The sequence below is a fragment of the Streptomyces sp. NPDC051133 genome (assembly GCF_040682635.1).
GTDB lineage: Bacteria > Actinomycetota > Actinomycetes > Streptomycetales > Streptomycetaceae > Streptomyces.
In genome coordinates, this window is record NZ_JBFBBK010000007.1 from 92335 (window position 1) to 104287 (window position 11953).

Annotated in this window: 7 protein-coding genes; 3 read left to right on the forward strand and 4 right to left on the reverse strand. The window is 73.4% G+C overall.

Annotation, left to right across the window (positions count from 1 at the left end):
• Window positions 1-208 precede the first annotated feature (208 nt).
• Together AB0N17_RS10355 and AB0N17_RS10360 are read right to left on the reverse strand one after the other, a co-directional pair.
• Window positions 209-2791 carry an FtsX-like permease family protein gene (locus AB0N17_RS10355; RefSeq protein ID WP_366010760.1) on the reverse strand — a complete coding sequence of 861 codons (2583 nt, stop codon included), beginning with the start codon at window positions 2789-2791 and terminating at the stop codon, window positions 209-211.
• A complete protein-coding gene (locus tag AB0N17_RS10360; RefSeq protein WP_366010761.1) occupies window positions 2788-3576 on the reverse strand; it encodes an ABC transporter ATP-binding protein in 789 nt (262 codons plus the stop codon). The genes AB0N17_RS10355 and AB0N17_RS10360 overlap by 4 nt, the downstream gene beginning before the upstream one ends.
• Window positions 3577-4022: 446 nt before the next feature.
• On the opposite strand from AB0N17_RS10360, the gene AB0N17_RS10365 reads away from it, so the two are divergent.
• The 3 genes from AB0N17_RS10365 to AB0N17_RS10375 all read left to right on the forward strand — a co-directional run bounded on the left by AB0N17_RS10365 (window position 4023) and on the right by AB0N17_RS10375 (window position 7818).
• Window positions 4023-5519, forward strand: a complete 1497-nt coding sequence (locus AB0N17_RS10365; protein WP_366010762.1) for an MFS transporter — start codon at window positions 4023-4025, stop codon at window positions 5517-5519.
• A gap of 179 nt (window positions 5520-5698) precedes the next feature.
• Window positions 5699-6181 (forward strand): DUF485 domain-containing protein, encoded by a 483-nt coding sequence (locus tag AB0N17_RS10370; protein WP_366010763.1) that lies wholly within the window; start codon window positions 5699-5701, stop codon window positions 6179-6181.
• Window positions 6178-7818 carry a cation acetate symporter gene (locus tag AB0N17_RS10375; RefSeq protein WP_366010764.1) on the forward strand — a complete coding sequence of 547 codons (1641 nt, stop codon included), beginning with the start codon at window positions 6178-6180 and terminating at the stop codon, window positions 7816-7818. The genes AB0N17_RS10370 and AB0N17_RS10375 overlap by 4 nt, the downstream gene beginning before the upstream one ends.
• 24 nt (window positions 7819-7842) lie before the next feature.
• On the opposite strand, the gene AB0N17_RS10380 is transcribed toward AB0N17_RS10375, so the two are convergent.
• Both AB0N17_RS10380 and AB0N17_RS10385 read right to left on the reverse strand, forming a co-directional pair.
• Window positions 7843-8730, reverse strand: a complete 888-nt coding sequence (locus tag AB0N17_RS10380) for a cellulose-binding protein (protein ID WP_366010765.1) — start codon at window positions 8728-8730, stop codon at window positions 7843-7845.
• A gap of 289 nt (window positions 8731-9019) precedes the next feature.
• Window positions 9020-11944: an SUKH-4 family immunity protein gene (locus AB0N17_RS10385; protein WP_366010766.1), complete on the reverse strand. Its 2925-nt coding sequence runs from the start codon at window positions 11942-11944 to the stop codon at window positions 9020-9022.
• Window positions 11945-11953 lie beyond the last annotated feature (9 nt).

Consider the following 11953-nt stretch of genomic DNA (forward strand, 5'->3'; position numbering starts at 1 on the left):
GCCCGTGGACGACCGGGGACCTGTGGACACGACCGGGGACCTGTGGACACGATCGGGAGCCCGTGGACGACCGGGGACCTGTGGACGGCTGGGGCCGGTCCGGGGCCCGCCGCAGCGAAGAACCCGGTGCCGGGAAGTCCTCCTGGACTCCCGGCACCGGGTTTCCCCCGCAACCCCCGTATGCGGTGGCCGTCGGCCCGTGCGGGCGCTAGTCCGTCGCGATGGCGTTCAGGACGTTCATGCGGCCCGCCCGGAAGGCCGGGATCAGTGCGGCGAACAGGCCCACGAAGGCGGAGGCGATGAACACCGTGATGATCGTCGGCCAGGGGATGTCCAGGATGTGCAGGCCCTGGAGCGAGAGGAGCTGCTGGGCGGTCGCGCCCCAGCCCATGCCGAGGCCGAGGCCGAGCAGGGCGCCGAACAGGGCGATCACCACGGACTCCAGGCGGATCATGCGGCGCAGCTGGCGGCGGGAGAGGCCGATGGCCCGCATCAGGCCGATCTCCCGGGTCCGCTCGACCACCGACAGGGCCAGGGTGTTCACGACGCCCAGCACCGCGACGATGATCGCGAGGGCCAGCAGGCCGTAGATCATGTTCAGCAGCTGGCCGATCTGGTCCTTCAGCGCCTTCTTGTAGTCGGTCTGGTCGCGCACGGTCAGGGCCGGGTCGGCGCCCACCGTCTTCTTCAGCGCCTTGTAGGCGGCCGCTTCCCGCCCGTCCTTGGCGGTGGCGAAGACCAGCTGGTCCTGCGGCATCCCCTCGGCCGGCACGTACTTCGCGGCGGTGGCGATGGAGGCGTACATCGCGCCCTTGTCGACCACCACGTCGTCGCTGGTGATGGCGCGGACCGTCAGCCTGGCCGTCCTGCCCTGCGCGAAGCCGACCGTGACCGTGGAGCCGAGCTTGATGCCGTGCTTCTTGGCGAAGCCCTCGAAGACGGACATCGAGTCGGGCTTGTAGGCGTCGGCGAGGCTGCCGGCGACGGTCTTGGTGCGCAGGTCCTGGACGTAGGTCGGGTCGGCCGCGTTGACGGTCTCCTTCCGGGAGACCTGGCCGTCCGGCGTGGTCAGGGAGGCGTCCAGGAGCTTGTACTCGGTGACCCGCTCCAGGCCGGGCGTCTCCTTGATCTTCCTGACCATCTGCTGGTCGACCATCTTGTACTCCTGGTCGCCCTGGATGATGAAGTCGGTGCCGACGGTCTTGTCGAGCTGGTCGGTCGCGGAGGCGACCATGGAGGAGCCGACCACCGACAGGCAGGCCACCAGGGCCAGGCCGATCATCAGGGCGGCGCCGGTGGCGCCGGTGCGGCGCGGGTTGCGCAGCGCGTTGCGCTCGGCCATGCGGCCCACGGGGCCGAAGACCCGCAGGATGATCGCACCGAGGACGCGGACCACCGCGGCGGCGAGCAGCGGGCCGATGACGACGAAGCCGATCAGGGTGGCCACCACGCCCAGGCCGAGCCAGCCGGAGCCGGTCTTGGCCTTGTCGGCGGTGGCGGCGAGGTACAGGCTCCAGCCGCCGGCGCCGGTGAGGAGCAGGCCGACGACGGCCCGGATCAGGCCGGCCCTGGCGTCGGCCGGGGCACCCGCCTCGCGCAGGGCGGCCATCGGGGAGACCTTGCCGGCGCGGCGGGCGGGCAGGTAGGCGGCCAGGACGGTGACCACGACACCGAGGACCAGGCCGACGGCCGGGGTCGTCCAGGCGACGGTCAGGTCGTCGGTGGACAGGTGCATGCCTATCTGGCCCATGAGCTTCATCAGGCCGACGGCGATGCCGACGCCCGCGCCGACGCCGAGGACGGAACCGATGACGCCGAGCAGCAGCGCCTCGACGAGCACGGACCGGTTGACCTGCTTGCGGGAGGAGCCGATGGCGCGCATCAGGCCGATCTCGCGGGTGCGCTGGGCGACCAGCATGGAGAAGGTGTTGATGATCAGGAAGATGCCGACGAGGAAGGCGATCCCGGCGAAGCCGAGCATCGCGTACTTCATGACGTTCAGGAAGCTCTGGACGTCCTTCTGGTTGGCGGCGGCGACCTCCTTGGCGGTCTGCACCTTGTAGCCGTGGCCGAGGGTGGTGGTGACGTTCTCCTTCAGCCGCGCGTCGGTCACGCCGTGGGCGGCGGTGACGTTGACGTTGGTGTAGACGCCGGTCCTGCCGATCAGGGTCTGCTGGGCGGTCTTCGTGTCCAGGTAGAAGATCGCCGCGCCGGGGTTGGTGACCTTGAAGGCGGCGATGCCCGACACGCGCGCGTGGTGCGTGCCGACGACCGAGATCATGCCGATCTCGGAGCCGATCTTCAGGTGGTGCTTGTCGGCGGTGTCCTCGTCGACCATGACCTGGTCCGGGCCCTTGGGCGCCGTACCGGTGGTGATCTCCATGGTGCGGGCGTCGTTGCCGTTCCAGCTGCCCACGATGGTGGGCGCGCCGCTGCTCGGCGACAGCTTGTCCTTCTTGGCGTCGATGACGGTCACCGAGGTGGAGAAGACCGTGCCCTCGGCCTTGCGCACGCCCTGGGCGCCGCGGACCTTGCCGAGCACGGAGGCCGGCATGACCGGCGGCTTGCCGGTGCGGGAGGTGGTCTGGCCGGTGTCGGAGGCGCCCTTGGCGCTGACCGTCACGTCCGAGGCCGTGGCCTGGAAGAGCTTGTCGAAGGTGGTGTTCATCGTGTCGGTGAACACGAGGGTGCCGCACACGAAGGCGACGGACAGCAGGACCGCGATCGCCGACAGCGCCATCCGGCCCTTGTGCGCGAAGAAGTTGCGCATCGAGGTCTTCAGCACGGTCATGACGTGCGCCCCCGGGCGTCGAAGTCCTTCATGCGGTCCAGGACCTGATCGGCCGTCGGGTTGTACATCTCGTCGACGATCCGGCCGTCGGCGAGGTAGAGCACGCGGTCGGCGTAGGAGGCGGCCACGGGGTCGTGCGTGACCATCACGATGGTCTGGCCGAGTTCGTCCACCGAGCGGCGCAGGAAGCCCAGGACCTCCGCACCCGCGCGCGAGTCGAGGTTTCCGGTCGGCTCGTCCCCGAAGATGATCTCCGGGCGGGCGGCGAGGGCGCGGGCCACGGCGACGCGCTGCTGCTGGCCGCCGGACAGCTGGGTCGGCCGGTGCTTGAGGCGTCCGGCGAGCCCGACGGTCTCCACCACCCGGTCCAGCCACTCCCGGTCCGGCTTGCGGCCGGCGATGTCCATGGGCAGCGTGATGTTCTCGATCGCGTTCAGCGTGGGCAGCAGGTTGAACGCCTGGAAGATGAAGCCGATCCGGTCCCGGCGCAGCTGGGTGAGCTTCTTGTCCTTCAGGCCGGTGATCTCGGTGTCGTCCAGGTGGATCTGACCGCCGGTCACGGTGTCGAGGCCGGCGAGGCAGTGCATCAGCGTGGACTTGCCGGACCCGGAGGGTCCCATGATGGCGGTGAACTGCCCGCGCATGATGTCCACGTCGACGTGGTCGAGGGCGACGACACGGGTCTCGCCGGACCCGTACGCCTTCACGACCTGCCGCGCCCGCGCGGCGACGGCCGTCTGCCCTCCAGTGCCCCCGTGCCTGGGAATGGTCACAGCCGAAGTCACGGTATGTCTCCTATGTCGGTCGGCAAGTCGTGGATGGTGCCCCGGTGTGCCGGGGTGTCGTCCTGGGTACGTCGATGAGTCTCGCGGCCGGCGGGGGTGCCGCGCGCTGGTGCGGAGCCCCCTCTTTCCGGGGGGAAAACCCCACCCCGCCGGTTCCGGCAGCCGCCCCCCTGCGGCGTAAAGCCAGGTTAAGGACCGCGCCCGGCCCGGCTCGTCCTCCGCCGGGACGAACCCTCCCCGAGCCGTAGTACGGAGATACCCCTAGGGGAGGTCCACCGTGGGGCGGAGCCGCCGTCGGGGTCGGCTCCACCCCCGGGTGCGGTCAGCCTCCACCCTCCCGTCGCGTCAGGGGCAAGCCTCGTGCCGCGTGGGAAGCTGTCGTACCGGACATGCATGCAAGGGGCACGGGCGGCTTTACGGCAGTGGCGACGGGGAGGGGTTTTCCGGTGGGGAGTACGACACCCGCGATACGCGAGGGGACCGCGCAGGGCCCCGGAACCCGCCGGCGGGGCGCGGTCGTCGCCGCCCTGATGCTCACCATGGCGCTGGCGGCGCTCGACGCCACCGTCGTCTCCACCGCCGTACCGCAGATCGTGGGCGATCTCGGCGGGTTCTCCGTCTTCTCCTGGCTGTTCTCCGGCTATCTGCTCGCCGTCACGGTCACGCTCCCCGTCTACGGCAAGCTGTCCGACACCTTCGGCCGCAAGCCGGTGCTGGTGGTGGGCGCGTGCGTGTTCCTGCTGGGCTCGCTGCTGTGCGCGGCGGCCTGGAACATGGGCGCGCTGATCGCGTTCCGGATCGTGCAGGGCCTCGGCGGCGGGGCGCTGCAGGGGACGGTGCAGACGCTGGCCGCGGATCTGTATCCGCTCTCGGAGCGCCCGAAGATCCAGGCCAGGCTGTCCACGGTGTGGGCGGTGTCGGCGGTGGCCGGTCCGGGGCTCGGCGGGGTGCTCGCCGCGTACGCCGACTGGCGCTGGATCTTCCTGGTCAACCTGCCGATCGGTGCCGCCGCCCTGTGGCTGGTCGTCCGTCATCTGCACGAGCCCGAGCGGGAGAAGGCGGCACGCGCGCGCGTGGACTGGGCCGGCGCGCTCGCGGTGTTCGCGTGCGGCGGGGTGCTGCTGACCGCGCTGGTGCAGGGCGGGGTGGCCTGGCCGTGGCTGTCGGCGCCGTCGCTGGCCCTGTTCGGTGCCGGACTGGCGCTGGCCGCTGTCGTGGTGCGGGTGGAGTCGCGGGCCGCGGAGCCGATCATCCCGGGGTGGGTGTGGCGGCGCCGGACGAACGCGGCCGTCAATCTGGCGCTCGGCGCACTGGGGCTGCTGATGGTGGCGCCGAGCGTGTTCCTGCCGACGTATGCGCAGTCGGTGCTCGGGCTGGCGCCGGCGGCCGCCGGGCTGGTGCTGTGCGTGTGGACGCTGACCTGGTCGGGATCGGCGGCGCTCAGCCAGCACGTCTACCGGCGCATCGGCTTCCGGGACACCGCGCTGATCGGCATCGGGGCGGGGGCCCTGATCCTGCTGGCCTTTCCGTTCCTGCCGTACCCCGGCTCCTGGTGGCAGCCGATGCTGCTGATGCTGGCGCTGGGCGGGGCACTCGGCCTGTTCCAGCTGCCGCTGATCATCGGGGTGCAGTCGACGGTGGGCTGGTCGGAGCGCGGCACCACGACCGCGTCCGTCCTCTTCTGCAGGCAGACCGGCCAGACCCTCGGCGCGTCGCTGTTCGGCGCCGTCGCCAACGGCGTCCTGGCCGCCCGGCTGGGCGGGGCGGGCGATCTGGACTCCGTCACGCGCGCGTTGGACGCCGGCCGGGCCCCGGAGGCGACCCGGCACGCGATCGCGGACGCGGTGCACGCGGTGTACCTCGGCGCGGCCGGCGCGGCGGCGCTGGCATTCCTGGTGCTGCTGCTGGTGGCGCCCCGCCGGTTCCCGGTGCTCGGCGAATAGCCGCCGCCCGACGCCGCCGGCACCACGGGGGCACGCCTCCCGCACGGTAAGCGCATACCGACCGGCCAGTTCGGTGAAAACACCACGCGAACCGCAGCTCGCGAGTAGCGTGCGTGGCTCCGCTCCCCACCTCCCTGCGGTCCGCCGCCACGGACCCGAGCCATGCAAGGAGCCCCGGGATGTCCTACGACACACCGCACCCGTCGTACGAACCACATCCGGACTACGGCCCGCCGCACCGGTCGTTCGCACCGCGCCCGGCCTACGATCCGCCGCACCCGCCGTCCCTCACCTACCCCTGGCAGCCCGCACCCCCCGAGCCGCCCCGCACCGGCCACCGGCCGTCCCGCGAGCCCGTCGGCCACCACAGCGACCTGCGCGTGCTGCGCAGCGCCTACCGCTGGCAGCGGCGCACCGCCACGCTCACCGCGCTCGGCTACTTCACGCTCTTCCTGGTCCTGTCCGCCGCCGCGCCCGACTTCATGACCCGCACGGTCGCCGACGGCATCCCCGCGGGCCTGCTGCTCGCCCTGCTCCAACTCCCCGTCACCTGGCTGGCGATCGCCCTGTACGAGCACACCGCGCGCCGGCACGTCGACCCGCTCGCGCACCGCATCCGCAAGCAGGCCGAACTGGACGCACGCCGAGGAGCGATGCGATGACCGGCGCCGCAGGATCCCCCGCCGTGCCCGCCTTCACCGGCTTCAGCGGCTCGGCCGAGGCCATGTCCCTGGTCGCGTTCTCCACCGTCGCCACGGTGACGCTGCTGCTGTGCGTGATGACCGGCCCCGACCGCGACGACCTCGACGAGTTCTACACCGGCTACGGCTCCCTGTCCCCGCTGCGCAACGGCCTGGCCATCGCCGGCGACTACATCTCCGCGGCCACCGTCCTCGGCACCGGCGGAGTGATCGCCCTGTGCGGCTACGACGGGATCGTCCTCGCCCTCAGCACGGCGCTGTCCCTGATGCTGCTGATGTTCCTGCTGGCCGAACCGCTGCGCAATGCGGGCCGGTTCACCATGGGCGACGCCCTCGCCCGGCGGCTGCCCGGCCGCTGCGTGCGCATCACCACCTGCGTCGTCACGATCGCCGCGCTGCTGCCGCTGATGCTGGTCCAGCTGGCCGGCACCGGGCAGCTGATGGCGTTCATCCTGGGCTTCACCAACGAGTCGCTGAAGACCGGCTGCGTCGTCGGAGTCGGCGCCCTGATGATCGCCTACGCGGCCATCGGCGGCATGAAGGGCACCGCGCTCATCCAGATCCTGAAGATCGTGATGCTGGTCGGCTCCGGCGCCGTGGTCGCCGTGCTGATCCTGCACCGCTTCGACTGGGACCCGGGCGCCCTGTTCACCGCCGCCTCGCGGGGCAGCGGGGCCGGGCCCGCCTTCCTGCACTCCGGGCTGCAGTTCGGCACCTCCGGCAGGTCCCGCCTCGACATGGTCGCCTCCGAGCTGACCGTCGTGATCGGCGGCGCCTGCCTGCCGCACATCACCATGCGCACCTACACCGCCTCCAGCGCCCGCCAGGTGCGCCGCTCGATGTCCTGGGCGGTGTCCATCGTCGCCCTGTTCGTGCTGGTCATCACGGTGGTGGGGTTCGGCGCCACGGCCCTGGTCGGCCGTACGGTGATCGCCGCCGCCGACCCGCAGGGCAACACCGCCTATCTGCTGGGCTCCCGGGCCGTGTTCGGCACCGACGTGTCGACGGCGGAGACCTTCCTGTTCACCATGGTCACCACCGCGATCTTCCTGACCCTGCTCGCCTCGGTGGCCGGGATGATCCTCGCCTGCGCCAACTCCCTGGCCCACGACGTGTTCGCGGCCCGCGTGCAGGAGATGCCGGCCCTCCGCGAGATGGCCCTGGCCCGCCTCTCGGCGCTCGCCATAGGCGCCCCGACGATCCTGCTGGCCACCCTGGTGCAGCACCACAGCCTGCAGCCGCTGGTGACGCTCTCCTTCTGCGTGGGTGCCTCCGCGCTCGCGCCCGCCCTGGTCTACGGCCTCTTCTGGCGCCGCTACACCCGCGGCGGGCTGCTGGCCACGCTGATCGGCGGCACGCTGACCGTGCTGCTGCTCATGCCGGGCACCAACCTCGTCTCCGGCTCGCCGGTCTCGGCGTTCCCGGACGCCGACTTCAACTGGTTCCCGTTCACCACCACCGGGATCGTGTCCATCCCGGCCGGCTTCTTCTTCGGCTGGCTGGGCACGGTGGTGTCGGGCCGGGCGAAGGCGGAGCAGCAGCGGCGCCAGTACGAGGCGGTGGAGGGATGGATCCTGGCGGGCGCGGTGCGCAAATGACGCCCCGCGCGGGCCGCACGGCCGCTACTCCACGGCCGCCCTGCCCGTCAGCGAGATGAGGCTGTCGCGCACGGAGTCCATGTGGGTCTGGACGTCCTCCCAGGTCTCACTGTGCTCGCACAGCACCCGCTCGGTCTCCTGGGCGATGCACTCCGCGCGCACGCGCGCGTCGGCGACGAGGTCGGCGGCACGCGCGTGCGCCTCTTCCTCGCAGCGGCGGGCGGACTCCCCGGCCGTCTCCAGGGCCCGCTCGGCGTCCGCGAGGGCGGCCTCGGCCCGGCGCGTCCGCTCGGCGTAGCCGGCGTCCGAGGCGGCCAGCGCCTCGGTCTCCTCGCGCTCGGCCGCGGCCCAGCGTTCGGTGTGCTCGCGGGACTGCTCCGCGAGCATGCCGGTGGTGCGCTGCCGTACCTCGCGCAGCGCGCCGAGCGCCTCTCCGCGCCCCTCCTTCACGTCGCGCCGGGCGCCGATGCGGAGGTCGTCGGCCTGCGCGCGGGCGGCGAGGAGCAGCTGGCGGGCGCGTTCGTCGGCTTCCGCGCGGAGCGCGTCCGCAGCCTCCCGGGTCGTCCGCAGCAGGTGCTCGGCGTACTCCTCGGCCTGCGCGACCTGCTCGTGCGCCGCGCGCCGCGTGCCCTCGGTGAGGTCCGCCGCCTCCTGCACCACGAGCTGGAAGATGCGCCGCGCGCGGTCCCCGAGGGTCTCGTACTCCTGCGGCGCGAGCCGGGCGACGGTCTCGCGCAGCCGTACGACCTCGGCCTCCATCTCCTTGGCGAGCACCGTCAGCCGGGCGGCCCGCTCCCACGCGGCGTCCCTGTCCCGCGACAGCGCCTCCAGGGAGGCGTCGACCTGACCGGGGCGGTAGCCGCGCCCCCGGACCGTCACGAAGCCGTGCGGCGGCATCGATGCGCTGCTCACCCTGGGAACCCCTCTCCACCGGACCTACACGACAGGATGATTTCGCGCACATCTTGATGGATCGGACGTAACCGCTCATAACGCGACACTCCGCTGTCACGTCACGGTCGAAACATCGCACTTCGCGATCGGTGTGGCGGCGCGGGCAGCCTCCGGCGCCTCTGCCACATGGGTGATCCCCCGGGTGACGCCTCTGCGGCGAACGGACGCCCCCTCCCCCTGAAAACGCGTCGTGCCCTTCACGCACGCGCGTGAAGGGCACGATGGACGCGCACCGGACCGGACCGCCCTACAGCAGCCCGTCCCACATCTGCTCCAGCAGCACCGACCACCAGCTCTCCGGCGAACCGAGCGCGGCCGGGTCCAGCGCGGCCAGCTGCGCCTGGAAGTCGACGGTCCAGCGGCCCGCCTGCTCCTGGTTCAGCCCGTACCTCAGGCGCCACATCCGGCCCAGCAGCGCCAGGCAGCGCGCGAACTCCGGAAGCCCCGTGTTCACGAACTGCGGCGGCACCGGAGCCCCGCCCGGCCCCGCCTCCACCGGCACGGCCACGATGTTCGCCGTCCCGTACTGCACACAGAGCGCCCTGCCGAAGTCGGAGCCCATCACCAGGTACGAGCCCGCGTCCGCCGCCGGCTGCACCCCGCGCTCGGCCGCCAGCTCCGCCAGCGTCGGCACCGGACGCCCCGGCTGGGCCTGCGCCCAGAAGAACGGCCCCATGTCCACCGGAAGCCCGGCCACCACCAGCGTGTGCGCCACGACCGGCGGCACACCCTGCCGCGACACCGCCTGCTGCTCGAACCGGAAGACCCCCGGCCCGAACGCCGCCGCCAGCTCCTGCGCGATCGCCTCCGGCGGGACCGGCGGCGCCGCCTGCACCGGCGGCAGCGGCGCCCGCACCGGCGCCGGCCGCGCGGGACCGTCCGCCACCTGGTGCAGCTCACCCTGGTGCGCCAGCAACTGCTGCATGCCCTGCTGCCGGCTCGCATGGTCCGTGCCGTACGGCGCGATGCTCGCGATCCGCGCCTGCGGCCACTGCTCCCGGATCATCCGCGCGCAGTAGGCACCCGGCAGCTCGCACGACTCCAACTCCGTGTGCAGCTCCAGCACCTGATCCGGCGGCACGTTCATCGACCGCAGCTCGTGGAAGATCTGCCACTCCGGGTGCGGCGTGCCCGGCGCCGAACGCCGGATCAGCTGCTGCTCCGAACCGTCCTGCGCGCGATAGCGCAGCACGGCCTGATATCCGGGGCCGACCGTCGGCTGCGCCTGCTGCGGATACCCGTACGCCGGCGGCTGCCCGGGCACGGGCCCACCGGGCGGCGGCATCGCGCCCGGAGGCACTGCGCCGGGCGGCATCGGCTGCGGGGCTCCGGGAGCACCGGGCGGCATCGGCTGCGGCGCACCGGGGGCCATGCCGGGGGCACCCGGCATGCCGAGGGCACCCGGGGCGGGCGGCGGCGGGGGCGGAGGCGCGCCCGGCCCGGCCACCGGGGGCGCGGCCAGCACGGTCTCCGCGTGATGCACCGCACCACGCCCACCACCGGGGGCACCGGACGCGTCGGGCACGCCTGGAGCGCCAGGGGCTCCCGGAGGCTGCGGGGCGCCGGGGGCGAGGGGAACGGGCGGGGCACCCGGGGCCACGGGAGGGCCGGGCGGGTGGGGCATGCCCGGCGCGCTCGGCGGGACCTGCGCACCCGGAACACCCGGAACACCCGGAACACCGGGAACACCCGGAGCGGCAGGAACACCCGAAGCACCGGGGGCCCCCGGCATACCCGGAGCCTGTGGCACGCCACCGCCCATCCGGCTGGGGTCGGCCAGCACCGTCGCGGCATGGTGCACGTGGCCCGGCGGCGTAGCACCCGGAGCGGCGGGCGGCGCGGCGGGCGGGATCGGCGCACCCGGAGTCCCCGGCGCCCCCGGAACACCCGGAACCTCAGGCCCGTCAGGCCCGAGCGACGACACCAGCTGCGTCGGCACGTACCCGCCCGCGGGCGCACCCGGCGCACCCGGCGCGGGCGGCGGAGGCGCACTCCCCGGACGCCCAGCCGGCATGCCCGGGGCACCCGGAGGCGGAGGCGGCGCGCCCACGCCACCGCGCCCCTTCTTCGGCGGCGGCGCCGCCTTGCTCGTCGCGGCGTCCGCGATGTCCCCGGCGTTCGGCGCGAGCCGCCGCCCGGAGGTGTCGGGACCGCCCGGCGGCTGCGGCGCGCCCGGCACACCGCCCGGAGCCTGCGGATAGCCGTACCCCGCGGCGCCCGGCCCCTGCGGAGAGCCGTACGACGAGGCACCCGGAGGCGGCGGCGCCGGCGTGCCGCCCTGCGGAGTCCCCGGCACGGGCGGAGTCCCGGGCGCGGCCGGGTAGCCGTACGACGGGGCGCCCGCGGGCGGCGGAGGCGTGCTCCCCTGCGGGACGGGCGCGCCCGGCGCGTTCGACGGGTCGAGCGCCGGTGCGACCGCCGTCGGCGGGAGCTGACTGCCCCCCGAGATCAGCGCCGTCTTCGCGTCCGGCGCGGCCGCCGGCGGCCGCGGGACGTCGTCGCCCGAGTCGCTCAACGGCGGCGCGAACACCGTCGCCGGCAGCGGCACGGAACGGTCCTCCCCGCCGGCCTCCGCGTTCGTGTCGGTACCGGCCCAGGGCGTCGCGCCCACGGGCACGTCCACCGGGGCAGGCGCGGGCACATCCACCGGAGGAGCAGGCGCGGGCACGTCCGCGGGAACAGGCGTCCCGGCCTGCGTCTGCGCCAACCCGCCCCCGAAGGGCGCGGAACCGGCACCGGCACCGGCCTCCGGGGCATCCGCCCCCGAAGCCGCCGCCGAACCCGCCCGCTCACCGATACCCAGCTTGTCCGCCGCCTCCTGCAACCACTCCGGAGGAGTCAGCAGGAACGACGTCTGATTCAGGTCCACCCGAGCCGCCGCAGGCGACGGAACCGCGTCCTGCGGCCCCTCCGCACGGCCGTACTCCTCCTCGTACCGGCGGATCACCTCACCCACCGGCAGCCCCGGCCACAGCGTCGCCTCACCGCTGTCCCGGGCGATCACCAGCCGCTGCGCACCCGCGTCCGACCGCGGCCCCTCCGCCCGGTCCTCGCCCCACACGACGAAACCCAGCTCGAACTCCCGCACCCGCACCTCACGATGCTGGTACGCGGGCACGTCACCGTTGATCCACTCCTCGGCGCGCTCCTGCGCCTGCGCGTACGTCACCATCGCCTGAAG

What these genes read in the sequence shown, in the direction of transcription:
- AB0N17_RS10385 (WP_366010766.1), bottom strand. Translation starts at nt 11,944, where the DNA reads ATGGTGACGTACGCGCAGGCGCAGGAGCGCGCCGAGGAGTGGATCAAC.
- AB0N17_RS10375 (WP_366010764.1), top strand. Translation starts at nt 6,178, where the DNA reads ATGACCGGCGCCGCAGGATCCCCCGCCGTGCCCGCCTTCACCGGCTTC.
- AB0N17_RS10370 (WP_366010763.1), top strand. Translation starts at nt 5,699, where the DNA reads ATGTCCTACGACACACCGCACCCGTCGTACGAACCACATCCGGACTAC.
- AB0N17_RS10355 (WP_366010760.1), bottom strand. Translation starts at nt 2,791, where the DNA reads ATGACCGTGCTGAAGACCTCGATGCGCAACTTCTTCGCGCACAAGGGC.